The sequence below is a fragment of the Streptomyces microflavus genome, assembly GCF_014650075.1.
Classification (GTDB): Bacteria; Actinomycetota; Actinomycetes; order Streptomycetales; family Streptomycetaceae; genus Streptomyces; species Streptomyces microflavus.
Map to the genome: position 1 here is coordinate 460,013 of NZ_BMUG01000004.1, position 24,651 is coordinate 484,663.

22 protein-coding genes and 1 pseudogene are annotated in these 24,651 nt (G+C 70.1%); 18 read left to right on the forward strand and 5 right to left on the reverse strand.

The features are described from left to right. Window positions 1-93 precede the first annotated feature (93 nt). The 10 genes from cimA to IE264_RS14325 all read left to right on the forward strand — a co-directional run bounded on the left by cimA (window position 94) and on the right by IE264_RS14325 (window position 14,920). The gene (cimA, locus tag IE264_RS14280; RefSeq protein WP_015611591.1) at window positions 94-1,701 is read left to right on the forward strand and encodes a citramalate synthase; all 1,608 of its coding nucleotides are present in this window, start codon (window positions 94-96) and stop codon (window positions 1,699-1,701) included. 290 nt (window positions 1,702-1,991) lie between these two features. Next, a complete protein-coding gene (locus tag IE264_RS14285; RefSeq protein ID WP_015611592.1) occupies window positions 1,992-2,966 on the forward strand; it encodes a LacI family DNA-binding transcriptional regulator in 975 nt (324 codons plus the stop codon). Between the two features lie 86 nt (window positions 2,967-3,052). Further along, a complete protein-coding gene (locus IE264_RS14290; RefSeq protein WP_032757497.1) occupies window positions 3,053-4,729 on the forward strand; it encodes an ABC transporter substrate-binding protein in 1,677 nt (558 codons plus the stop codon). A 19-nt stretch (window positions 4,730-4,748) separates the two neighbouring features. After that, on the forward strand, window positions 4,749-5,822 hold the full coding sequence (locus IE264_RS14295; RefSeq protein ID WP_032757496.1) for an ABC transporter ATP-binding protein: 1,074 nt from the start codon (window positions 4,749-4,751) through the stop codon (window positions 5,820-5,822). Continuing rightward, on the forward strand, window positions 5,819-6,799 hold the full coding sequence (locus tag IE264_RS14300; protein ID WP_015611595.1) for an ABC transporter permease: 981 nt from the start codon (window positions 5,819-5,821) through the stop codon (window positions 6,797-6,799). Before IE264_RS14295 ends, IE264_RS14300 begins: the two co-directional genes overlap by 4 nt. A 5-nt stretch (window positions 6,800-6,804) precedes the next feature. After that, window positions 6,805-7,830, forward strand: a complete 1,026-nt coding sequence (locus IE264_RS14305; RefSeq protein WP_032757495.1) for an ABC transporter permease — start codon at window positions 6,805-6,807, stop codon at window positions 7,828-7,830. After that, entirely contained in the window at window positions 7,827-8,822 is a 996-nt protein-coding gene (locus IE264_RS14310) for an ABC transporter ATP-binding protein (RefSeq protein ID WP_032757493.1), read from the forward strand. Before IE264_RS14305 ends, IE264_RS14310 begins: the two co-directional genes overlap by 4 nt. Window positions 8,823-8,865: 43 nt before the next feature. Further along, window positions 8,866-10,296, forward strand: coding sequence for a GH1 family beta-glucosidase (locus IE264_RS14315; protein ID WP_032757491.1), 1,431 nt, complete (start codon window positions 8,866-8,868; stop codon window positions 10,294-10,296). Between the two features lie 80 nt (window positions 10,297-10,376). Continuing rightward, window positions 10,377-13,475: a glycoside hydrolase family 3 N-terminal domain-containing protein gene (locus IE264_RS14320; protein WP_032757488.1), complete on the forward strand. Its 3,099-nt coding sequence runs from the start codon at window positions 10,377-10,379 to the stop codon at window positions 13,473-13,475. 65 nt (window positions 13,476-13,540) lie between these two features. After that, on the forward strand, window positions 13,541-14,920 hold the full coding sequence (locus tag IE264_RS14325; protein WP_032757486.1) for a hypothetical protein: 1,380 nt from the start codon (window positions 13,541-13,543) through the stop codon (window positions 14,918-14,920). Between the two features lie 19 nt (window positions 14,921-14,939). Here the strand turns inward: IE264_RS14325 and IE264_RS14330 are convergent, their stop codons facing one another. Beyond that, complete coding sequence (locus IE264_RS14330; RefSeq protein WP_032757606.1) at window positions 14,940-15,947, reverse strand: YdcF family protein; 1,008 nt, start codon at window positions 15,945-15,947, stop codon at window positions 14,940-14,942. A 91-nt stretch (window positions 15,948-16,038) separates the two neighbouring features. Here IE264_RS14330 and IE264_RS14335 point away from each other — a divergent pair, with 91 nt between their 5' ends. Both IE264_RS14335 and IE264_RS14340 read left to right on the forward strand, forming a co-directional pair. Continuing rightward, a complete protein-coding gene (locus tag IE264_RS14335; RefSeq protein ID WP_032757485.1) occupies window positions 16,039-16,578 on the forward strand; it encodes a hypothetical protein in 540 nt (179 codons plus the stop codon). A gap of 67 nt (window positions 16,579-16,645) precedes the next feature. Then, a complete protein-coding gene (locus IE264_RS14340) occupies window positions 16,646-16,879 on the forward strand; it encodes a hypothetical protein (protein ID WP_015611603.1) in 234 nt (77 codons plus the stop codon). Between the two features lie 178 nt (window positions 16,880-17,057). Here the strand turns inward: IE264_RS14340 and IE264_RS14345 are convergent, their stop codons facing one another. Beyond that, entirely contained in the window at window positions 17,058-17,657 is a 600-nt protein-coding gene (locus IE264_RS14345) for a TetR/AcrR family transcriptional regulator (protein WP_032757482.1), read from the reverse strand. 103 nt (window positions 17,658-17,760) lie between these two features. On the opposite strand from IE264_RS14345, the gene IE264_RS14350 reads away from it, so the two are divergent. The 3 genes from IE264_RS14350 to IE264_RS14360 all read left to right on the forward strand — a co-directional run bounded on the left by IE264_RS14350 (window position 17,761) and on the right by IE264_RS14360 (window position 20,024). Next, window positions 17,761-18,696, forward strand: coding sequence for an NAD(P)-dependent oxidoreductase (locus IE264_RS14350; RefSeq protein ID WP_032757480.1), 936 nt, complete (start codon window positions 17,761-17,763; stop codon window positions 18,694-18,696). A 24-nt stretch (window positions 18,697-18,720) separates the two neighbouring features. Next, a complete protein-coding gene (locus IE264_RS14355; RefSeq protein ID WP_032757478.1) occupies window positions 18,721-19,605 on the forward strand; it encodes an AraC family transcriptional regulator in 885 nt (294 codons plus the stop codon). Window positions 19,606-19,781: 176 nt separating this feature from the next. Further along, complete coding sequence (locus IE264_RS14360) at window positions 19,782-20,024, forward strand: hypothetical protein (protein WP_015611607.1); 243 nt, start codon at window positions 19,782-19,784, stop codon at window positions 20,022-20,024. Window positions 20,025-20,455: 431 nt separating this feature from the next. On the opposite strand, the gene IE264_RS14365 is transcribed toward IE264_RS14360, so the two are convergent. Together IE264_RS14365 and IE264_RS14370 are read right to left on the reverse strand one after the other, a co-directional pair. After that, entirely contained in the window at window positions 20,456-20,725 is a 270-nt protein-coding gene (locus tag IE264_RS14365) for a DUF397 domain-containing protein (protein ID WP_229887524.1), read from the reverse strand. Between the two features lie 41 nt (window positions 20,726-20,766). Beyond that, window positions 20,767-21,675: pseudogene (locus IE264_RS14370) on the reverse strand (helix-turn-helix domain-containing protein); the annotation flags it as partial. On the opposite strand from IE264_RS14370, the gene IE264_RS14375 reads away from it, so the two are divergent. Further along, window positions 21,674-22,087, forward strand: a complete 414-nt coding sequence (locus tag IE264_RS14375; RefSeq protein WP_032757476.1) for an ATP-binding protein — start codon at window positions 21,674-21,676, stop codon at window positions 22,085-22,087. The pseudogene IE264_RS14370 and the gene IE264_RS14375 overlap by 2 nt on opposite strands. A gap of 86 nt (window positions 22,088-22,173) precedes the next feature. Then, window positions 22,174-23,142, forward strand: a complete 969-nt coding sequence (locus IE264_RS14380) for an NAD(P)/FAD-dependent oxidoreductase (RefSeq protein WP_229887536.1) — start codon at window positions 22,174-22,176, stop codon at window positions 23,140-23,142. Between the two features lie 13 nt (window positions 23,143-23,155). Here the strand turns inward: IE264_RS14380 and IE264_RS14385 are convergent, their stop codons facing one another. Beyond that, window positions 23,156-23,323 carry a hypothetical protein gene (locus IE264_RS14385; RefSeq protein ID WP_164711300.1) on the reverse strand — a complete coding sequence of 56 codons (168 nt, stop codon included), beginning with the start codon at window positions 23,321-23,323 and terminating at the stop codon, window positions 23,156-23,158. Between the two features lie 298 nt (window positions 23,324-23,621). Here IE264_RS14385 and IE264_RS14390 point away from each other — a divergent pair, with 298 nt between their 5' ends. Beyond that, window positions 23,622-24,650 (forward strand): S66 family peptidase, encoded by a 1,029-nt coding sequence (locus tag IE264_RS14390; protein ID WP_032757473.1) that lies wholly within the window; start codon window positions 23,622-23,624, stop codon window positions 24,648-24,650. Window position 24,651 lies beyond the last annotated feature (1 nt).

The following is a 24,651-nucleotide window of genomic DNA, read 5'->3' on the forward strand; positions in this document are numbered from 1 at the left end:
GGCCCACACCCGGGCCGGGCGGAGCGCGCGGGATGATGGGGGCAAGTGGAGCCCGATCGTCCGGATCCACTCATCCGACAGGAGTCAGACAGCATGACCACCAAGGCCAACGCCACCGACGACAGTTTCCATGTCTTCGACACCACACTGCGCGACGGTGCTCAGCGTGAGGGCATCAACCTGACGGTCGCCGACAAGCTGACCATCGCCCGGCACCTGGACACCTTCGGTGTCGGGTACATCGAGGGCGGCTGGCCGGGTGCCAACCCGCGCGACACGGAGTTCTTCGCCCGGGCCCAGCAGGAGATCGAGTTCGAGAACGCCCAGCTCGTGGCGTTCGGCGCGACCCGCAGGGCCGGTGGCAGGGCGGCCGAGGACCCCCAGGTGCAGGCGCTCCTGAACTCCGGCGCCCCGGTGATCACGCTGGTCGCCAAGGCGCACGACCGCCATGTCGAGCTGGCCCTGCGCACCACCCTGGAGGAGAACCTGGAGATGGTCCGCGACACCGTCTCCCACCTGCGGGAACAAGGGCGCAGGGTCTTCGTGGACTGCGAGCACTTCTTCGACGGCTACCGGGCGAACGCCGAGTACGCCAAGTCCGTGGTCCGTACCGCGTACGAGGCGGGCGCCGAGGTCGTCATCCTCTGCGACACCAACGGCGGCATGCTCCCCGCACAGATCCAGGCCGTCGTCTCCACCGTCATCGCCGACACCGGCGCCCGGCTCGGCATCCACGCCCAGGACGACACCGGATGTGCGGTCGCGAACACCCTGGCCGCCGTGGACGCCGGCGCCACCCACGTCCAGTGCACGGCCAACGGCTACGGCGAGCGGGTGGGCAACGCCAACCTCTTCCCGGTGGTCGCCGCCCTGGAGCTGAAGTACGGCATGAAGGTGCTCCCCGAGGGCGCCCTCGCCGAGATGACCCGGATCTCGCACGCCATCGCCGAGGTCGTCAACCTCACCCCCTCCACCCACCAGCCGTACGTGGGTGTCTCGGCCTTCGCCCACAAGGCCGGGCTGCACGCCTCGGCCATCAAGGTCGACCCCGACCTGTACCAGCACATCGACCCTGAGCTGGTCGGCAACACCATGCGGATGCTGGTCTCCGACATGGCGGGCCGCGCCTCCATCGAGCTGAAGGGCAAGGAGCTCGGCGTCGACCTCGGCGACGACCGCGCCCTGGTCGGCCGGGTCGTGGAGCGGGTCAAGGAGCGCGAACTCCAGGGCTACACCTACGAGGCCGCCGACGCCTCCTTCGAACTCCTGCTGCGCGGCGAGGTGGAGGGCCGGGCCCGGCGCTACTTCCGTACGGAGTCCTGGCGGGCGATCGTCGAGGACCGCCCCGACGGCACCCACGCCAACGAGGCCACCGTGAAGCTCTGGGCCAAGGGGGAGCGGATCGTTGCTACTGCTGAGGGCAACGGCCCGGTCAACGCGCTGGACCGCGCGCTGCGCGTCGCCCTGGAGCGGATCTACCCGCAGCTCGCCAAGCTGGAGCTGGTCGACTACAAGGTCCGCATCCTGGAGGGCCGCACGGGCACCGAGTCCACCACCCGGGTACTGATCACCACGGGCGACGGCGACGCCGACTGGGCCACCGTCGGGGTCGCCGAGAACGTCATCGCCGCGTCCTGGCAGGCGCTGGAGGACGCGTACACCTACGGTCTCCTGCGCGCGGGTGTGGAGCCCACGGAGTAGCGCCCCCCGGTCCGCCCACAAGAGGCCCATGAGAGCCGCCGCCCCCACCCCGGGGCGGCGGCTCTCATGCGTTCAAGAGGTGAACGCACAACGCGCCCTGCCTGGTCAGCAGATGGGTCCGGACCAATCTCGGTGTGAAGTATTGACGCCCCTGTGTCGGCGGGGTTAACTCCTGCCGCAACGCCGGTACCGGTTCCGGAACCGGTACCGGACGTGTCTCCCGGTATGTGTTCCGCAGCCCTGCCCCAGCCCTGCTCAGCCTGCCCCTGCCTGGTCCAACGGAGGCCCAGATGCGCGTCACCATCGCCGATGTCGCCCGTGAGGCCGGCGTCAGCAAGACGACCGTGTCCCGGGTCATCAACACCAAGGGCGAGGTGGACGGTTCCACCGCCGCCCGCGTTCGTGAAGTGATCGCACAGCTCGGCTATGTGCCCAGCTCCGGAGCCGTGGGCCTGGCCCGCGGCTCCAGCCGTACCGTCGGCATGCTGGTCCCCTCGCTGACCTGGCCGTGGATGGGCGAACTGCTCCAGGGCGTCGTCGACACCGTCGAGGCCGCCGACTACGGGCTGCTGCTGTTCACCTGCAACCGGGGCGCCGAGTCCGTCCAGCGCTTCACCACCCAGGTGTCGGCGCGCGCCTTCGACGGGCTCGTCGTCGTGGAGCCGGAGAACACCCTCAGCCACCTCACCACCCTGCACCGCGACGGCCTGCCGATCGTGCTCATCGACGACCGCGGCCACCACCCCGAATTCCCCTCCGTCGTGACCACCAACCACGAGGGAGGAGCGTCGGCGGCCCGCCACCTGCTCGCCGCCGGACGCTCCAGGCCCGTCGTCCTCACCGGCCCCCAGCACTTCGGCTGCGTACGGGACCGGCTCGGCGGATTCCGCTCGGTCCTGCCCGAAGTGCGCGTCGTCGAGGGGGACTTCACCGAACTCGGCGGCCGCCTCGCCATGGAGCGGCTGCTCGCCGAGGGCGTCGGCTTCGACTCGGTCTTCGCGCACAACGACATCAGCGCGGCCGGCGTGCTGCGGGCCCTGCGCGCCGCCGGACGCCGGGTCCCGGACGACATCGCGGTCGTCGGCTTCGACGACATCCCGATGGCCGAACACACCGAACCGCCCCTCACCACCGTGCGCCAGCCCACCCGCCGGATGGGTGAGACGGCGGCCCGGATGCTGCTCTCCCACCTCGGCGGCACGCCCGTACCGGACGGCCCGGCCGTGCTGCCCACCGAACTGGTCGTGCGCCACTCGGCGCCGTGACGGACCCGGCCGCCCGGCCGCGCCCCGCTTCGCCCCCTTCCGCCCGCCGGATCGCCCCGACCCGGCAGCCCTTTCCTGGAGTCGCCATGTCCGTACGCCGTCGCACCACGCTCAGAGCGGTCGCCGCAGCCACCGTCGTGATCGCTCTCGCCGCCGGCTGCTCGAACGCCAACTCGGGTGCCAACAAGGGCGGGGCCTCCGCCGCCGGCGTGCTGACCCTCGGCAAGCCGGACGGACCTCAGACCAACAACAGCAACCCGTTCCTCAACACCTCGGCGGGCGCCACCCTCGGCTACCGGTACATGATCTACGAGCCGCTGGCCATGACGAACATGATCAAGCCCACGGACAAGGCGGACCCCTGGCTCGCCACCGACTGGGAGTGGGAGGGCAACTTCACCAAGGTCACCTTCACCCTGGACGAGCGGGCGAAGTGGGCCGACGGCAAGCCCCTGACGGCGGCCGACGTGGAGTACACCTTCAACCTCCTGAAGAAGCACCCGGCGCTCAACGGCAACGGGATCCCCTTCGACGGGATCGCGGTCGAGGACGGGAAGGTCGTCCTGACCTTCAAGGAGTCCCAATTCGTCAACCAGAACAAGATCATCCAGACCTTCATCGTGCCCAAGCACATCTGGGAGAAGGTCGAGAACCCGGAGACCTGGCCCAACCGCACGCCCGTCGGCTCCGGCCCGTACAAGCTGAAGACGTTCACCCCGCAGACCACCACCCTGACCGCCACGCCGACCTACTGGAACGGCAGGACCAAGGTCAAGGAGCTGCGCTACACCGCGTACAACGACAACAGCGCCGCCACCACCGCGCTGGCCACCGGCAAGGTCGAGTGGTCCTTCGTCTTCATGCCGAACCACAAGCAGCTCTTCATCGACAAGGACCCCAAGAACCACAAGCTGTGGTTCCCCTCCGGCCTCGGTATCCACGGCCTCTGGTTCAACACCGCCCGCAAGCCCTTCGACAACCCGGCGTTGCGCAAGGCGATGGCGATGGTCGTCGACCGCAAGGCCATCCACATCCAGGCCCAGGCCACGCTCTACCCGGAGATCACCAACCCCACCGGCATCCCGCTCCCCGCCGGTGAGCCCTTCCTGGCCCCCGAGTACCAGAGCGCCAACACCGCGCCCGATGTCGCCGGAGCGAAGAAGCTGCTCGACGAGGCCGGCTTCAAGCTCAGCGGCGGCGTGCTCAAGGACCCGTCCGGCAAGCCGGTGACGCTCACCTTCACCGACCCGGCCGGCTGGAACGACTACATCACCGGGCTGGCGATCATCAAGGACAACATCAAGCAGCTCGGCATCGAGGCCAAGGTCAAGACCCAGACCGCCGAGGCGTGGGGCGTGGACGTGGCCAACGGCAACTTCGACGCCACCCTGCACTGGACCAACAGCGGTGCCACCCCGTACGACATGTACCAGAACATCATGGACGGCGCGATCCTCCAGCCCATCGGCAAGAGCTCGCAGACGGGCAACTTCGGCCGCTTCAAGAACGACGAGGCCACCGCCGCCCTGAAGGAGTACGCCAACGCCAAGGACGAGGGGACCCGCACCAAGGCGCTGCACCTCCTCCAGAAGATCTTCGTCGAGCAGGCCCCGGTCATCCCGACGGCCGCCGCGCCCATCGGCGCCGAGTACTCCACGAAGAACTGGATCGGCTGGCCCACCGAGGCCAACCCGTACGCCCCGCCGCAGCACACCCAGCCCAGCGCGCTGGAGATCGTGCTGAACCTCACGCCCGCCAAGTAAGTACGGGGAAGAACCGGCCATGACCACCGATCAGTCCGAGACCGTGCGCACCGGCACCGATGTGGTGCTGGAGGCGCGCGGGGTCACCAAGCACTTTCCCCTGCGCCGCACCGCGCGCGACCTGTTCGCCCGCAAGCGCCGCAGCGTCCACGCCGTCGACGACGTCTCGCTCCAGCTCAGGCGCGGCACCGTCACGGCCCTGGTGGGGGAGTCCGGCTCGGGCAAGTCCACCGTCGCCCGCCTGCTCGCCCAGCTCTACCCGCTCACCTCGGGCGAGATACGGCTGGGCGGCACGCCGGTGAAGGCCGGTCGTGGCCGGTCCTTCCGCCGCTACGTACGCCGGGTCCAGCTGATCTTCCAGGACCCGTTCGCCTCGCTGAACCCGGTGCACACCGTGCGCTACCACCTGACCCGCGCCCTGAAGATCCACGACCGGGCGGGCAACGGCGACAAGGAGCTGGAACAGGCCCTGGCCGATCTGCTGAACCGGGTCCAGCTCACTCCGCCGCAGCAGTTCCTGGACAAGTTCCCGCACGAGCTCTCCGGCGGGCAGCGCCAGCGCGTCGCCATCGCCCGCGCGCTCGGCGCCGACCCGCAGGTCCTTCTGGCCGACGAGCCGGTCTCGATGCTCGACGTGTCGATCCGGCTCGGCGTCCTCAACCTGCTGCGGGACCTGAAGGAGCGCCTGCACCTGGCGATCCTCTACATCACCCACGACATCGCCTCCGCCCGCTACTTCGCCGACACCACCCTGGTGATGTACGCGGGGAGGATCGTCGAGGGCGGTGACAGCGAGACCGTCACCCAGCGCCCCGCCCACCCCTACACCCAGCTCCTCATCGCCTCCGCGCCCGACCCCGACCGGATCGTCGCCCAGGAGGAACAGGAGGAGACCGGCACCGGCGAGCCACCCTCCCTCATCGCCCCGCCGGCCGGCTGCCGCTTCCACCCCCGCTGCCCGAAGGCCATGGAGCGCTGCCGCACCGAACTCCCGCCGCGCTTCGACCTGGCGGACGGACAGTGGGCGGCCTGCTGGCTCTACGAGGGCACGAACGTGAACACGGCCACGGCAGCCAAGGAGGCCTCCCGGTGAAGTACCTCCTCCAACGGCTCGCGTTCTACGCCGTCACCGCCTGGGCCGCCATCACCATCAACTTCCTCATCCCACGCCTGATGCCCGGCGACCCCGTCCAGGCGCTGCTCAGCCGCTACCAGGGCCAGCTCGACACCAAGGCCATCGACTCCCTCAAGGCCCTCTTCGGCCTCGACGAGCAGCAGTCGCTCTGGCAGCAGTACACCGACTACTGGGCCCACCTCCTCGACGGCGACCTCGGCCTCTCCTTCACCTTCTTCCCGACCCCGGTCAGCGAGGTGATCGTCCAGTCCCTGCCGTGGACGCTCGCCCTGGTCGGCGTCACCACCCTGCTCAGCTTCGTCCTCGGCACCGGCATCGGCGTCTACAGCGGCTGGAAGCGCGGCTCGTGGCTGGACGGACTGCTGCCTGTCACCACCTTCATCTCCTCCATCCCCTACTTCTGGCTCGGCCTCATCGCCATCGCCCTGTTCGCCGAGAAGTGGTCCCTCTTCCCGAACTCCGGCGGTTACGACAACAGCCTCGTCCCGGCCTTCGACTGGCCGTTCATCTCCAGCGCGCTCTACCACGCGTTCCTCCCCGGCGTGACGATCGTGCTCTCCGCCGTGGCCGGCTGGATCCTCGGCATGCGGAACATGATGGTCACCGTCTCCTCCGAGGACTACGTGATGGTCGCGCAGGCCAAGGGGCTCTCCGAGCGGCGCGTCATGTTCGGCTACGCGGCCCGCAACGCGGTCCTCCCCAACATCTCCGGCTTCGCCCTCTCCCTGGGCTTCATCGTCGGCGGCACACTGCTGGTCGAGATGGTCTTCACCTACCCGGGCATCGGCTTCCAGCTGCTCCAGGCCGTCGGCGCCAAGGACTACCCGCTGATGCAGGGCGTCTTCCTGATCATCACGCTCTCCGTCCTGGCAGCGAACCTGCTCGCCGACCTCGTCTACGCCGCCCTCGACCCCCGCACCCGGAAGGAGGCGTAGACCTCGTGTCCATCACCGCCACCGATGTCGCCGTCCTGGACGGCGCGCCCGCACCCGAGGCTCCCACCCGCCGGGCCCGGCTCCGGTTCCTGCGCGGGGGCAAGACCCGTACCGGGCTGCTCATGCTCGCGTTCTTCGTCCTGCTGGCCGTCATCGGCCCGTGGATCGCCCCGTACGACCCCGATGCGATGAGCGACCAGCTCCTCCGGCCCCCGTCCGGGGACCACTGGTTCGGCACCACCCACACCGGGCAGGACGTCTTCTCCCAGATCCTCGTCGGCACCCGGGGAGTACTGATCGTCGGGTTCGTCGCGGCGGTCATCGCCACCGTGCTCTCCGTCCTCATCGGGGTCACCGCCGGATTCATCGGCGGGGCCATCGACGAGATCCTCTCCGCGCTCGCCAACATCTTCCTGGTGCTGCCCGGCCTCCCGTTGATCATCATCGTCGCGAGCTTCGTCCCGGACACCGGCGACCTGCTCATCGCCTTCGCCATCGCCCTGACCTCCTGGGCCTGGGGATCACGCATCCTGCGTGCCCAGACGCTGTCGCTGCGCCGCCGCGACTACGTGGAGGCCGCCCGCGCCACCGGCGAGTCGACCTGGCGGATCATCCTCTTCGAGATCATGCCGAACCTCACCGCCGTGATCGCATCCGGCTTCGTCGGCACGGTCATCTTCGCCGTCCTCACCGAGATCACCCTCGCCTTCATCGGGGTTGCGGACATCTCGCACTGGAACTGGGGCACGGTCCTCTTCTGGGCCCAGTCCAACCAGGCCCTCGCCCAGGGAGCCTGGTGGTGGTTCGTCCCGGCCGGCCTCTGCATCGCCCTGCTGGGCACCGCGCTCGCCCTCATCAACTTCGGCATCGACGAGTTCGTCAACCCGCGGCTGCGCACCGCCACCGGCTCCTCCCGGAAGGTGAAGATGCGCGTCGGCTTCACCCCCGTCGCCCGCAAGCCCCTGGACGGAGACCACCGGTCCCTGAACGGCGATCACCGCAAGCACAGCAGCAAGGAGCCGCGCACATGAGCGCCGAGCCGGTCCTCACCATCAGCGGACTGAATGTCGATTACGGCACCGACGAGCGGGCCGTGCACGCCCTGCGGGACATCGACCTCACCCTCCACCGGGGCGAAGTCCTCGGCCTGGCAGGGGAGTCGGGGTCCGGGAAGTCGACCCTCGCCTACGCCGTGACCCGGCTGCTCCAGCCGCCCGGGGTGATCACCGGGGGAGACGTCCACTACCACCGGCCGGGCGGCGACCGCCTCGACATCCTCTCGCTCTCCCCGGAGCAGCTGCGCGCCTTCCGCTGGCAGGAGCTGTCCATCGTGTTCCAGGGGGCGATGAACTCCCTCAACCCGGTGCACACCGTCCACAGCCAGCTCACCGACGTCCTGAAGGCCCACCGCCCCGACCTGAAGAAGGCCCAACGCACCGACCGGGCGAAGGAGTTGCTCAGCCTCGTCGGGATCTCCGCCGACCGGCTGGCCGCCTACCCGCACCAGCTCTCCGGCGGAATGCGCCAGCGCGTGATGATCGCGATGGCGCTCGCCCTGGAACCCGAGATCGTCATCATGGACGAGCCGACGACCGCGCTCGACGTCGTGATGCAGCGCCAGATCCTGCGGCGGCTCGTCCAGTTGAGGGAACAGCTCAACTTCTCGGTCGTGTTCATCACCCACGACATCTCGCTCCTGATCGAATTCTCGGACCGGATCGCGATCATGTACGGGGGCCGCATCGTGGAGGAGGCGGGCGCGGCGGAGATCTACCGCGACCCCCGCCACCCCTACAGCGACGGGCTGCTCCACTCCTTCCCCGCGCTCCACGGCCCGCGCCGCGAGCTGACCGGCATCCCCGGCTCGCCCCCGCACCTGTCCGCGATGCCCACCGGCTGCGCCTTCCACCCACGCTGCGGCAAGGCGTTCGAGCCGTGCGACGTACGGGTCCCGCTGCTGGCCGCCCCCGCCCAGTCGCCGGCCGACGACCGCCGCACGGTCGCCTGCCACCTGCACGCCTGACCAGGCCCACCCGAACAGGCCCCTCCCTACGTACGGAGACCGGATGAACCTCGCCACCACCCCGCAGCGAATCCTCCGTCCCACCGCGGTACGCGGGCTCCCGGCCGGCTTCCGCTGGGGCGTCGCCACCTCCTCGTACCAGATCGAGGGAGCCGCCGCCGAGGACGGCCGCACCCCCTCCATCTGGGACACCTTCTGCCGGGTGCCCGGTGCCGTAGAGGGCGGCGAGAACGGGGATGTGGCCTGCGACCACTACCACCGGATGCCCGAGGACGTGGAGCTGATCGCGGGCCTCGGCGTCGACACGTACCGCTTCTCGCTGGCCTGGCCCCGCATCCAGCCGGGCGGCCGGGGCCCGGCCAACGCGAAGGGGCTCGACTTCTACAAGCGGCTGGTCGACGAGCTCCAGGGGCGGGGCGTCACCCCCTGGATCACCCTCTACCACTGGGACCTGCCGCAGGAGCTGGAGGACGCGGGCGGCTGGCCCGCACGGGACACCGCACTGCGGTTCGCGGAGTACGCCTCCCTCGCGTACGAGGCCCTCGGCGACCGGGTCGAGCACTGGACCACGCTCAACGAGCCCTGGTGCTCGGCGGTGCTCGGTTACGCGGAAGGCGTCCACGCTCCCGGCCGCAAGGACTTCGGTGCCTCCCTGCACGCCGTCCACCACCTGCTCCTGGGCCACGGCCTGGCGGCGGGGGCGATGCGGGAGGCGGCGGGGAGCAACCCCCTGGAGCTCGGCATCACCCTCAACCTGGGCACCGCGACCCCGCAGACCCCGAGCGAGGCCGACCGGGAGGCGTGCCGCCGCGCCGACGGCATGGGCACCCGCCTCTACCTGGACCCGATCGTCCACGGCCGCTACCCCGAGGACGTCGTCGCGGACCTGGCCGCCCGGAACATCGAACTCCCCGTCCAGGAAGGCGACCTGGCCGCCATCTCCACACCCCTCGATGTCCTCGGCGTCAACTTCTACCGGGGCATGCAGTTCTCCGGTGTCACCGAGGACGGATCGCCGGCCGACGCCGAAGGGCTGCCCGTGGTCCGGGTGGTGGAGCGCGATCTGCCGCGTACGGCCATGGACTGGGAGATCACGCCGACCGAACTCACCCACCTGCTGGTCCGGTTGGAGAGGGACTACGGACTCCCGACCGTCATCACCGAGAACGGCGCCGCCTTCGACGACACGGTGGCCGACGACGGCTCGGTCCCCGACGCCGACCGCACCGCCTACCTCGCCGACCACATCGACGCCGTCGTCGCTGCCCGCGCCGAAGGGGCCGACGTCCGGGGCTACTTCGCCTGGTCGCTGATGGACAACTTCGAGTGGGCCTACGGCTACGACAAGCGCTTCGGCATCGTCCGCGTCGACTACGACACCCAGACCCGCACGCTCAAGGACAGCGCCAAGTGGTACCGCGACACGATCCGGCTCACCCGGGACGAGACCGCCCAGCGCGACGGCACCGCCTAGCACGCCGCCCCCGACTCGCCGACACGTTCGGAAACCCCGGAAACCCCGGAAACCCGCACCCGAGAAGAGAGCGCTCCCAAATGTCCCGCACCCCGTACTCCCGCCCACGCAAGGGCCGAAGCAGACCCGCCACGGCCGCCCTGGCCGCAGCCGCGGTCCTGGCCACGCTGCTCGCCGGAGCCGCGCCCAGCCAGGCCGCCGCCGACGACCCGGCCCCCGTCCTCGTCGACCGCTTCGAGGGTGAGGTGCCGCTCGGCAACAACCCGCCCGCCGACGCCATCTTCACCTGGGGCGGCGACGCGGACGACCACCCGCAGCTGAAGCTGGCCGAGCGCGCCGACGCGCCCGAGGGCGATCAGGTCCTCGAAGGCAGCTACGACATCAGCGCGTACGGCGGGTTCAGCCACGAGTTCGCCGTGGACACCCCGCCCCGGAACTGGACCGCGCACAAGGGCATCCGCTTCTGGTGGTACGGCCAGAACACCGCGCCCCTGCCGCCCGGTTCGGGCAAGCGGATCCACTTCGAGATCAAGGACGGCGGCGCGAACGGCGGCGCCTCCGAGCTGTGGACCACCTCCTTCACCGACGACTGGGAAGGCTGGCAGCTGGTCGAGATCCCGTTCGCGGACTTCGTCTACCGGGCCGACTACCAGCCCGTCGGCGGCATCGACCAGATCCTCGGCCTGAACGAGATGTGGGGCTACGCCCTCACCCTGCCCGGCGGCGCGCCCGGCACCTTCGCCCTGGACGCCGTCGAGCTGTACGGCAAGGCCGACCCGGCGCTGACCGCGAGCGTGGTCACCGACACGGCCGTCCGCCCGGTGAAGAACGGCAGCAGCGCCGACCTCACCCTCTCCGTCGCCACCACCGGCTCCGTCCCCACGGAGGAGCCGATCACCGTCACGTACGCCACCGAGGGCGGCACAGCGGTCGCGGGCAAGGACTACACCCCGGTCACCGGCAGCCACACCTTCCCCGCCGGCACCGCGTCCGGCACCACGCACAAGGTCACCGTCCGCACCGCGAAGGCGTCCAAGCCTGCCGAGGCGAAGACGATCCCGCTGGAGCTGACCGTCACCGGCGCCAAGGCCCCCAAGGAGAACCCGCAGGTCGTCATCGACGCCCACGGACTCCCGTACCAGAACGCCAAGTTGCCGGTGAAGCAGCGCGTCGCGGACCTGCTCTCCCGCCTCTCGCCCGCCGAGAAGGCCGGCCAGATGACCCAGGCCGAGCGCAACGCGCTGCGCGCCCCCGGTGACATCGCCGCCTACGACCTCGGCTCGCTGCTCTCCGGCGGCGGCTCGGTCCCCACCCCCAACACGGCCGCCGCCTGGGCCAAGATGGTCGACGCCTACCAGCTGCGCGCCCAGGCCACCCGCTTCCAGATCCCGCTGATCTACGGCGTGGACGCGGTGCACGGCCACAACAACGTCGTCGGCGCGACGATCATGCCGCACAACATCGGCATCGGCGCGGGCCGTGACCCCAGGAGCGCGGAGAAGACGGGCGCGATCACCGCGAAGGAAGTCCGTTCCACCGGCGTCCCGTGGGACTTCGCGCCCTGCGTCTGCGTGACGCGCGACGAGCGCTGGGGCCGCTCCTACGAGGCCTTCGGTGAGGACCCGGCCCTGGTCGAGGCCATGGAGACGGTCATCCAGGGCATGCAGGGCGCCCCCTCCGGCAAGGACCTGCACCGCAACGACAAGGTGCTCGGCAGCGCCAAGCACTTCGTCGGGGACGGCGGCACCGAGTACGGCTCCGCCACCACCGGGTCGTACACGATCGACCAGGGCATCACCAAGGTCACCCGCCAGGAGCTGGAGGCAGTACATCTGTCGCCGTTCGCGGAGTCGGTCAAGCGGGGCGTCGGCACGATCATGCCGTCGTACTCCTCGCTCGACATCCTGGGCGACGACCAGGGCCCGGTGAAGATGCACGCCAACGCCGAGATGATCAACGGCGTCCTCAAGGACCGGATGGGCTTCGAGGGCTTCGTCATCAGCGATTGGCAGGCCATCGACCAGATCCCCGGCGACTACCCGAGCGACGTCCGTACGTCGATCAACGCCGGACTCGACATGATCATGGTCCCGACGGCGTACCAGGAGTTCACCAAGACGCTGAAGGACGAGGTCGCGGCGGGCCGGATCAGCGAGGCCCGGATCGACGACGCGGTCTCCCGCATCCTCACCCAGAAGTTCCGCCTCGGCCTCTTCGAGAAGCCGTACGCGGACACCACCCACCTGGACAAGGTCGGCTCGGCCGAGCACCGCGCGGTGGCCCGTGAAGCGGTCGCCAAGTCCCAGGTGCTGCTGAAGAACGAGGGAGCGGTCCTCCCGCTCAAGCCGGACCAGAAGGTGTACGTCGCCGGGTCCAACGCCGACGACATCGGCAACCAGGCCGGCGGCTGGACGATCAGCTGGCAGGGCTCCTCCGGGAAGACCACCCCGGGCACCACGATCCTGGAGGGCATGAAGAAGGCGGCGAAGACCCCCGAGTCCGTCACCTACTCCAAGGACGCCTCCGCCGCCACGGACGGTCACGACGTCGGTGTCGTGGTCGTCGGTGAGACCCCGTACGCCGAAGGCATCGGGGACGTCGGCAACGGCCACGACCTGGTGCTGACGGCCGCCGACAAGGCAGCGGTCGACAAGGTCTGCGCGGCCATGAAGTGCGCGGTCCTCATCGTCTCGGGCCGCCCGCAGCTCATCGGAGACCAGCTCGGGAAGATCAACGCGCTGGTGGCCTCCTGGCTGCCGGGCTCCGAGGGCGACGGCGTGGCCGACGTCCTGTACGGCAAGCGCGCCTTCACCGGGCAGCTCCCGGTGACCTGGCCGAAGTCGGAGGCGCAGGTCCCGATCAACGTGGGAGACGCGGCCTACGACCCGCAGTTCCCGTACGGCTGGGGCCTGACCACCCTGAAGAAGCCCCCGGCCGGCGGGGAGCTGACCCTCGCGGCGCTCGCACTCGCCGCCCAGGTCGCCGAGAAGGCGCACCTGGGGAAGACCCCGGCGGGCAAGGCGATCGTGGACCAGGCCCGGCTGCTGGTCCAGCAGAAGATCAACGGGAAGTTCACCCAGGCGGTCTCCAAGCCGTTCGCGGAGGCGGACCACCTGCTGCTCACCGGTGATCTGACCGGAGCGGTGGCCAAGCTGCGTACGGCGTACCGCGCCGCGTAACTCTCCGTAACAGTGCTCTCCAGGCGGGCGACGGCGTTCGTCGCCCGTCTGGAGTAGCGTTAAGTATGAGGAAAAGGCTCTTCCCCGCGCTGCTGGCGGGCCTGCTGCTCATCATCACGGCAGCTGCTCTCGCCCTGACCTCCCCCGCGTCCGCCGCCCCCGCGGCGACCATCACCGACGCCGCCCAGGCCCTGCGCGAAGACCCGGTCTACGTCGACCCGGGCGCCCGCGATCAGCTCTCCGTCGCTGACGAGAAGGCCCTGGAAGCCACCATCCAGAACGCGGACAAGCCGGTCTTCATCGCCGTGCTGCCCGCCACCGAGGCCTTCCCCGAGGAAGGCCTCCTCCAGACCCTGCGCAACGACACCGGCATCACCGGCGTCTACGCGATACGCCTCGGCGACGGCTTCGACGCGGGCGCGGACCCGCAGGTCATGCCCGTCCGCGCGGTCGACAACCTCACCGCATCCGTGAAGAACCCCGCCACCGACACCGACGCCTCGGCCCAGCTCAACGCCTTCGCGGACCGGGCCGTCGAACAGGCCCGGGGCACCGCCCCCGCCTCCTGGTCCGGCGGCGGAGGCGCGGCCGACGACACCGGCGCCCCGGTCTCCGGCCTGATCACGCTCGGCGCCCTGGTGGCGGCGGGCGGCGCGGGCGCCTTCGCGCTCTCCCGCCGCAACAAGCGCCGCAAGGCGGAGGAGGAGCGCGCCGCCCTCGACAAGCTCCGGGTCGTCGTGGACGAGGACATCACCGCGTACGGCGAAACGCTGGAACGCCTGGACTTCCACCCCGCCGAACCGGGCGCCGACGACACCATGCGCGGCGACTACGAACGGGCCCTGGACTCCTACGAGAGCGCCAAGACCCGGATGGATAAGGCCGAGCACCCCTCGGACGTCCGCGGAGTCACCCAGTCCCTGGAGGACGGCCGCTACTCCCTCGCGGTCCTGGAGGCCCGCCGCACCGGCACGGCGATACCGGCCCGCCGCCCGCCCTGCTTCTTCGACCCGCGCCACGGCCCCGCGGTCACGGAGGTCCTGTGGACCCCGTCCGGCGGGGCGTCCCGCGAGGTCCCCGTCTGCGGCGCGGACGAGGCCCGGCTCAGCCGGGGCGAGGACCCCATGAGCCGTACGGTCGACGTCGGCGACGGCAACCGCCGCCCGTACTGGGAGGCGGGCCCGGCCTACGGCCCCTGGGCCGGCGGCTACTTCGGCGGCGGCCTGCTCCCCGGCCTCCTGGTCGGCACCATGCTCGGCTCGATGCTCGCCACCCCGGCGTACGCCTCCGAGTACGGCGGCGGTGACTTCGGCGGCGGCGCGGGCGGCGAATGGGGCGGCGGCGACTTCTCCGGTTCCGACTTCGACTCCTCCGGCTTCGGCGGGGGAGGCGGCTTCGGGGACGGCGGAGGCTTCGGCGGCGGTGACTTCGGCGGCGGCTTCTGACCACCCCCGCGGCCTCCGGCTACCGCACCGACCACCAGACGAGCACCCCACCGAGCACGATCAGCAGACACAGCACCGCGTTGGTCCGCTTGTAGTCGACGAGTACGGCGGCGAACTCGCGGAGCGTGGCGTTGGGCCAGAAGTACGCGGCCGTGGGCGAGCCCACCACCTGCCCCCGGATCCGCACCCGGCGGGCGGTGAGGGCGGCCCGGAAGGCGTGGTAGTTGTTCGTGACGACGACGCACCGGTAGTCGGGCTTCGCCTTCTCCATGATCGCCTTGCTGAACCGGAGGTTCTCCTCGGTCGTCGTCGACCGGTCCTCCCGCTCGATGAGATGGGCCGGAAACCCCTCGGCCACCAGATGGTCGGCCATGGCGTGCGACTCCGGCAGATCCTCGTCGGGGCCCTGCCCGCCCGAGGTGATGAGCACGGGCGAGCCCCCGCGCCTGGCCAGCCGCGCGTGCACGGCCTGCCCCCGCTTCAGCCGGCTCGCCAGCAGCGGCGGCACGGTGGAGCCACCGATGAGCCCCGAGCCGAGCACCACCACGAAGTCGGCCTTGCGGCGGACCCGCAGCCGCCCGTAGAGGAACGCGTAACAGACGAAGCACAGGAACAGGAACGAGAAGTAGAGCGCCAGCCCACCGGCGGCCGCCGCCACCCCGGTCAGCACCGGGGTACGCACCACCACGGCGGCCACCAGCAGCGCGACGACCCCGACGATGGCGAGGGCGGCGGCCAGCGAGAGCAGGTTGGACGGGCTCCTGCCCTCCTTGCGCAGCATCCGTACGCCGTTGACGAACAGGAAGTACGTCAGCAGAAGGACGGCCACCGCCCCCACCACCAGCAACGACCAGGCCGCGACCACCCCCGAGGCGGACTCGGACCGGATGAGCTCGTACAGCCAGGCGGCCAGGGCACAGAGCACGGCAAGCCCCAGGACGACGGCGTTGCTGAACTTCCTGCGGTCGTGGAGCACGCTCACGCAGAAGACGAGGAGGAGGAGCGCCGCGGGGGCGTAGACCAGCATGCGCACAGGGTAGGGGGCGGGGCCCGGGCGGCCGACGGGGAGGCGGGCCCCGGCAGCGGCGGGGAGCGGCCGCTGTGCCAGGCTGCGGCGCATGGGGTGGACATTCAAACTGCACGGCGGCATCGCGGCCGCGCTGAGCACCGTACTTCTGGCGCTGGCCGCACTGACGTGGGCGCCGGGAACCGTGGGGTGGTTCGAGCCGCAGTGGACGGTGGCGGTGGCGTTCGTGCCGGCCTTCCTGATCTGCGTAGCGGCGATAGGGCGCATGATCCTGGCGAGCGGGGACAAGCACGCACTGTGGCAGGCGTTCCGGTGCCTCCCCGGCAGGGTGCAGGCGGGACTCGGGGCCTTGGCCGTGGCGGGCGTGGTCATTGTGGCGATCCACGCGGCGGGGTCGGAGCCGGGGAGGCTGCAGGACGCGGAGAAGAGGGACGGCCGGTACTACGCCTTCGACCCGAGGCCGGATACGCGCGGCACGGTCGAGATCTCGAAGAGCGAGTACCTGGCCCTGCTGCCGGAGAGCCGCCGGATCTTCATCGTGATCCCGGGCGTGCTGCTCGCCGGTGCCTCCTGCGCCGTGCTGACCGCAGGGGAGCTGCGCCGGGCGGACCGGGGCGTCGCGGCCCGGTGACCCCCACAGCCGGTACCCCGGAAATCCGGGGCGTGCCCTTTCCGGGCGCTGAGCCGTTGAACCCGGCATGAAGAAGCGAAGCGTTCTCGCCGTCGTCACTCTCGCCACCGGAGCGGTCATCGCCGCGATCTCCCCGCCCCCCGGCGGCGGGGACACGGCCCACGCGGCCGAACCGCCCATCAGCCTGGGCGCGCTGGACAACGTCAGCGAACTCGGCACCCTGGTCGACGGCGCGGCGGAGACGACCTCCTCCACCGCGGGCACGGTGACCACCACCCTCTCCGACGCCCGGTTCAGCTGAACCGACCGGCGGTAGGAGGCGGCCCACCGGGAACATCCGGCGGGCCGCCTCTCGCATGTCCGGCCGCGAGAGGACTGAAGGGACCGACAGGACCGAGACGTCCGACGGGGCTCGGGCGCGGAGCCCGGTACGTCACCGTACTCCCGGCCCCGCTACTCCGCCGCACGCTCGGGGCGGGTCACGAGCCGGGGCGGGGCGAGCCGATCCCGTACGAGCGGATGAGGCGGGCCAGTTGGCGGCCCGCCGCCAGGAGGGGTTCCTCGCTCCGGTTGACCTGGGCGGTGACTTCGGCGCCCTCCACGGCGCTGATGACGGTGGTCGCCAGCTCCCGGGCGTCCTGTGCCGGGAACCCGCAGCCCACCAACTTGTCGAGGACGAGCCGCTCCCAGCTGTTCAGCGCGTCGGCGCACGCCTGCTGGATGTCCGAGTCGGCGCCGAGCGTCTCCAGTGCCGCCGCCGTGACCGGGCAGCCGTCGACCCAGCCCGATTCCCTGAGCCCGGCGGCGAGTTGGCGGGTGCAGGAGAGCACGGCCTCCGCCGGATCGTCCTCACCGTCCAGGGCCCCTTTCAGGAGCGCCGCGAATTCCTGGTCGCTGTACCGGATCGCGGCGACGGCGACGGCTTCCTTGCCGCCAGGGAAGAAGTGGTAGATCGAGCCGAGCGTGGACTGCGACTCCGTGGCGATCTGCTTGATGCCGGTGCCGACATACCCCTGCCGCTGGAGAAGACGCGCGGCCGCCACGACGATCCGCTCCCGGGTGCTGGTCTCGGTCTGCATGCCGTCACTGTAGCGGGCACTAAGTAGAGCGTTCGTTCCAGAGCTGTGTTAGCTTCACGGCACGTTCTAAATAGAGCGTTCGTTTTAGTGGTGGAGGAATGTCATGAGCAGCGCGCGGCAGCAACAGCAGTCGGTGACCGTCATCGGGCTCGGCCCCATGGGCCGGGCGATGGTCGCGGCCTTACTCGACCGGCAGTACGCGGTCACCGTCTGGAACCGCACCCCCTCCCGCGCGGGCGACCTGGTGGCCCGGGGCGCGGTCCTCGCGCCGAGCCCCGCCGAGGCCATCGCCGCGAACGGGGCGGTCGTCATCAGCCTCACGGATTACGCGGCGGTGTACGACGTACTGGAGGCCGCCGCCCCCGCCCTTCAGGACCGGGCCCTGCTCAACCTCACCTCCGCCACGCCCGAGGAGGCCCGCGCCGGAGCCCGCTGGGCGGCCGGGCACGGGGCCGTACAGCTCACCGGTGGCGTCAACTCCCCGCCCTCCGGCATCGGGAAGCCCGAGTCCTCCACCTTCTACAGCGGGCCGCGCGAGGTGTTCGACCGGCACAGGCCGCTGCTCGAAGCGCTGACGGGCCGGGCCGACCACCGGGGCGAGGACCCGGGGCACGCCGCGCTGCTCTACCAGATCGGCGTGGGCATGTTCTGGACCTCCATGCTGAGCTACTGGCAGGCCATCGCCCTGGCCCGCGCGAACGGCCTGACGGCGGCCGACATCCTGCCGCACGCCGACGACACGGCGAACTCCCTCACCCAGTTCTTCGCCTTCTACACGGACCGCATCGACGCCGTCGAGCACACCGGCGATGTCGACCGTCTCGCCATGGGAATGGCGAGCGTCGAACACGTCCTGCGGACCAACGCCGACGCGGGCGTCGACACGGCCCTCCCGGCGGCCGTCGTCGACCTGTTCCGACGGGGAATGGAGGCGGGGCACGCCACGGACAGCTTCTCGGCCCTCGTGGAGGTGATGGGGAAGCCGACCGATCCGGGCACGGACGGTCGGGTCGGGCAGGCTGGTCCCTTCCTACGGTGAGCGGGAAAGGAAGGCGGGACAGGGTTGCTGGAACGACTGAACGAGGCCATGGAGTACATCGAGTCCCATCTCGGTGAGCGCATCGAGGCCGCGGAGCCGGCGCGCATCGCGATGACCTCGGAGTACCACTTCCGCCGGATGTTCTCCGCGCTGGCGGGCGTTCCGCTCGCGGAGTACATCCGCCGACGCCGTATGACGCTCGCGGGCGCCGAGGTGCTCGGCGACCCGGACCGGACGCTGCTGGACGTGGCGGTGCGGTACGGCTACGACACGGGGGAGGGCTTCGCCCGCGCCTTCCGTGCTGTGCACGGCATCGGACCCGGCGAGGCGAGACGTACCGGCGCGGTTCTGCGGTCCCAGCAACGCCTGACCTTCCGGCTCGTCGTCGAAGGGAGCAGTGCCATGCGCTACAGGCTGGTGGAGAAGGAGGAGTTCCGTGTGGTGGGGAGGAAAGCACGCGTACCGCTGATCCACGAGGGACCGAATCAAGCCATCGCGGAGTTCATCCGTGGCATCGGACGGGAGGAGCTGGACCGCATCGCGGCCCTCTCGGACCAGGAGCCGGCCGGGTTGCTGGGGGTGAGTGACCAGCTCGATCCCAGCCGTGCGGAAGGCACCGAACTGGACTACTACCACGGGGTGGTGACGGGCCCCCAGGACCCTCCGGCAGACCTGGACTCCCTCCGCGTACCGGCCGGTTCCTGGGCGGTGTTCGAGAGTGAGGGCCCGTTCCCGCAGGCCCTCCAGTACCTCTGGCGGGACGTGTTCACGCAGTGGTTCCCCTCGAACCCGTACGCCTCCCGGCCCGGCCCGGAGATCCTGCGGGTGCGGCTGTACGAGGAGGGGAAGCGGGCGGAGGCGGAGCTCTGGATCCCGGTGGAGCGGTCGGACCGCGGGCCGATCGCGTAGGCGGAAAAACGCCGGTTTACGGCCAGGGGGCATATGCGCTCCCTTGATGGTCCAGACCTATTGTGCGGGGGCTCGCCACTCGCTAGCTTTCTCTCGGCGGCGCGCGCCGATCGGTTCGGCTCTACCCATTCACTGATGCACAGTCATGTGCGTTGACTGAAAACGGAGTTACCGACATGCGTACACGTATCACCACGCTCGCGGTCACGGCAGTCGCGGCGGCCGCGATGGTCCTCGGCACGGCCTCCACCGCGTCGGCTGTGGGCGGCGGCTACACGATCCGCGGCCATTACGCGTCCCAGGCGGACTGTCAGGCCGCCGGGGCGGCCGGCGCCGCCGCCCACATCTGGAGCCCGCTCTACATCTGCAACCCGTACGCGGCCAAGCCCGGCGTCTACGAGCTGTGGGTGCGCTACTAGACCGTCCCGCGCCCACGAGAACCGCCCCGCTTCCGGCCGAGTGCCGGGGGCGGGGCGGGTGTGTGCAATGGCTTGAAATGCTCCTGTTGGTGCGTTTTCGGCAGGTGCTGTCAGGGAATGATCCGCAGCGGAAGCGAAATCGCTTGCTCGTGAATTGAGTAGCGAACCTTTTCCGGGGGTGGGCATGGGGGCGTTTTTGATGCTTCTCGCAGGTTTAGGCGGCTTAGTTGGATGGTGCGCCTTCGTCCTGGGGCGGCGAAATCGTACAGAGAATTTCGATGGGTTGCTCATCGAGCAGGACGCCACACAGCGAGCGCGGCGGGCGCGGCGGGATATGCGTTAGACGCGAACTCAGGCTCGCGCCCTGCCAGAGCGCCTACCCCAGGTGCGCCGGGGCCTGTGTCAATGCGGCGGAGCTCCCTGCGTACGGCTCAGAGAGCGGTGCCACTGTGCACGAAGGCGCTCCAGGCGGCGGGCTCGACGGTGAGGACGGGACCGTCGGTCACCTTGGAGTCGCGGATGTGGACGGCGGAGGGGTGGGCGGCTACCTCTACGCAGTTGCCGCCCTGGTCGCTGCTGTAGCTGGACTTGTGCCAGTGGTAGGCGACTTCGACGCAGTCTCCGCCGTCGCCGTTGCTGTGGCTGGACTTGAACCAGTGGAGGGCTGCGGGTCCGGGGGCGGGGTGTGCTGCGCGGGGCATGTCTCTCCAAGCAGTGCGTCAAGCAGTGCGTCCAGTAGCCGGGTGCTCTCCGCGACGGTGAGCGCCTGGGATCGCAGCATCCCATACCTCTGCATAAGTGCGCTGACGTCGGCGGGTTCGTCGTACAGCTCTCCACGCAGCTGGCCATCGACGTAGACGAGCCCGTCGTGGTCGGGCGTCTCCAGCAGAACGAGCGGCCCCGCGAGCCCGGCGTGCCGAGGAGAGTCCCGGGGCATGATCTGAATGGTGACGAACGGCAGATCCATGCAGCGCCGCAGGTGCAGAAGCTGCTCCCGCATCACTTCGGGGTCGCCCAGCTGGGCGTGCAGGATGCTCTCTTCCAGGATGAAGTGGAGGATAGGCCGGGGCTTGCGCTCCAGGATCTTCTGGCGGCCGAGCCGGTCCGCCACCCGCTTCTCGATCTCCTCCTCTTCGAGCGGTGGGTAGTTGCAGCCGAAGATGAAGCGAGCGTAGGCCTCGGTCTGGAGCAGTCCAGGGATGAGCTGCGACTGGTACGAGAACAGGCTCACCGCGTCCTGCTCGTACTGCACGAAGTCCTTGACCAGTGCCTGGTAGCGCTCCTTCCTCGGGATCCTCTCCACCGCCACGCGCAATACACCCTTGGTTTCCAGCAGTTCATCGAGCTGGATGGCCAGATCCAACTGAAGTGCCCGTCGCCCCTGTTCGATGGAGGCGATGGTGTCCTCGCCGACTCTTAGCCGCTCGGCCAAGGCGGCCTGGGTCAGGCCGGCGAGTTTGCGGAAGTGGCGCAGCTGCGCGCCTACCAGCTGCCACGAAGTGACCCGCCCGATGCCGCTCTGCTTTCCCGGTTGCATGAGATGGCTCTCCCCCGATTGGTGCCGCTGTCTACCCGTCAGAACCCGTACAAAAGCTTTGTACGTCTCTCCGCTCTGCTTCAGAGTAGTTACTCCGTGTGAGCGTGGAACCATGAACGAGACAACCCAACTCCCTTACTTCCGCACCGCCTTCTACTGCCGCGACCGCAGCTCGGTCCCGGTCGTACGCAGGTTCACCCGCAAGGCTCTGATCGATTGGGAGTGCGAGGACCGGGCGTATGACGTACTGCTCTGCGTAACCGAACTGGCGACCAACGCCCTCCGCCATGGCGTCCCGCCGGGCCGCGGGTTCCGGGTCCTGATCTTCCTGGAGCGGATGGAGAGGGCCCTCCGGATCGAGCTGCACGACAGTGGCGACGGCGAGGTCCGGGCGGCGGACGGCTGGCCGGATGTGGAGGACGAGGGTGGCCGGGGACTGCTGCTGGTCTCGGCGCTGGCGGACAAGTGGGGGGTGGCGGAGCGGAACCCCGGCAAGATCGTGTGGTGCGAGTTCAACCTCGGGTGACCTTGCTGTTTCGGCAAGTGTATTTGTCGTTTCGTCCGCCCTGCGCGCACTATCTCCACCAACTGGAGGTGGTCCGTATGACCGATATGAAGCAGCAGCGGTACGACGTGGTGATCGTGGGCGGCGGGGCGGCCGGCCTGAGCGGGGCGCTGACCCTGGCGCGGGCCCGGCGCTCGGTGCTGGTGATCGATGCGGAGGAGCCCCGCAACGCTCCCGCGTCCCATGTGCACAACTACCTGGGCCGCGAGTCGACCCCGCCGGGCGAGCTCCTGGCGATCGGCCGGGGCGAGGTGGCCGGGTACGGCGGGGAGATCGTCGAGGGCCGGGTGGCCTCGGCCGAGCGGCTGCCGGGGGAGGGGGCGCGGGGCTTCCGGGTGGTGACGGAGGACGGCTCCACGGTCGAGGCGCGCAGGCTCCTGGTGACGACGGGGCTCGTGGACGAGCTGCCGCCCGTACCGGGTCTTGCGGAGCGCTGGGGCCGTGAGGTGCTGCACTGCCCGTACTGCCACGGCCGCGAGGTGGCGGACCGCCCGGTCGGGGTGCTGTCCGTCGGCCCCCTCGCCGTACATCAGGCCCTGATGTGGCGGCAGTGGACCGACGACGTCACCCTTTTCCGCCACACGGGCCCGGAGCCGACGGACGAGGAGTACGAGCAGCTCGCCGCGCGGGGCGTGGCAGTGGTGGACGGCGAGGTGACGGGCCTGGAGGTCACGGACGACCGCTTCACCGGCGTACGCCTGGCGGGCGGCCGGGTGGTCCCGCGCGAGGCCCTGGTGATCCAGGCCCGTTTCACCGCGCGTTCAGCCGTACTCGAATCGCTGGGCCTGGTCCCGGTCGCGCAGGAGATGGGCGGTGAGGTGATCGGTACGTACATCCCCACCGACCCGTTCGGCGCGACGGAGGTCCCCGGTGTCTGGGCGGCGGGCAACGTCACCCGCCTCACCGAACAGGTCATCGGCGCTGCTGCTGCCGGGCTCATGGCGGCGAGCGCGATCAACGGCGACCTGATCGGTGAGGACACCCGTGACGCGGTGGAGGCACGGCGACGCGGCTGAGCGGGTGCTGGTCCTAGAACAGGGCCGACAGGAGGTCCCGCACCCAGCCGAAGAACGAATGGACCAGCACCGCCAGCAGTACCAGGATCCCCAGGATCACGACGGTGACCCAGGAGCAACTGCCCCCGGGGCCCGCATCGGGTTCGTCCCGCCCGCCCAGGTCCGCATCGAACAGATCCACGGCTGCCCCACCCCGCCCCATCGCGCTTCACTCATCACCGGAGCCCCCCCGGCTCCGTGGGGTGAACTCTCGCACGACGGGGGCCGGGTGGCGGAGGCGGTGTCGTACTCAGGAAGGTGGTGGGAGGTACTCAAGCACGACCGGGTCGAACTGTGCGTCGTCCACCTCTGGTCAGGAATTCTCCGGTGGATGCACCGTCCCTGCAGGGGCGATCTGCGGATTCGAGAATGGCCGATTCCTCTCCGGAGGCCCATGAAAGGGTGTGCCGGGAAATCTTCGGCCTGTCAGAATCCGGCGCATGTCAGTCCGATACCCGCGCCCCCTGCGTCCCGCTGACCGCGTCGGCGTCACATCTCCGTCGAGTGGCGTCCCGAAGGAGCTTCAGGGGCGCCTCGACGTGGCGATCCGCGAGGTGGAGGCCCGGGGGTACGAGGTGGTGGTCGGGCACTGCATGAGCGGTGACGGTCATGTCAGTGCCCCGGCGGCCGACCGCGCCGCCGAGCTGACGGCGATGCTGACGGACCCCGGCATCAGGGCCGTGGTGCCGCCCTGGGGCGGGGAGACGGCGATCGACCTGCTGCCTCTGCTGGACTGGGACCGCCTGCGTGAGGCCGAGCCCACCTGGCTGGTCGGGTTCTCCGACCTGTCTACCGTCATGACGCCGTTCACCCTCCTCACGGGAACGGCCACCGTGCACGGCAACAACCTCATGGACACGCCCTACCGGGTGCCCGAGGGGCTCTCGTCGTGGCTCGACATCGTCTCCGCACCTGTGGGGCACCGCTTCACGCAGATGCCTCCCGGCCGCTACCGGGCCACGGGCTGGGACGACTACCGCGCCCGACCCGACGTACGCACGTACACCCTCGACACACCCGGCGGGTGGACGCGGCTGGACGGCGAGGGGGATGTGGAGGCCGAGGGGCGCCTGATCGGGGGCTGTATCGAGATGCTCTGCAACCTCGCGGGAACGGCCTGCCTCGACGTCTCCGCGTTCGCGCGGGCCGAGTCGCCGCAGGGGCTCCTCGTCTACGTCGAAGCGGGTGGCGACGACGCCTTCGCCATCTGCAGGAACCTGCACGGGATGCGACTGGCCGGCTTCTTCGACACGGCGAACGCGATCCTCGTCGGCCGGACCTCGGCACCCGGCACCGATTCGCTCACCCAGCACGAGGCGGTACTCGACGCACTCGGCTCCCTGAACGTGCCCATCATCGCCGATGTGGAGTGCGGGCACGTTCCGCCGTACCTGCCGATCGTCAATGGGGCGCGCGGCCGGGTCGTCCACACCTCCACCCGCAGCGAGCTGACCCAGACGCTGGGCTGAC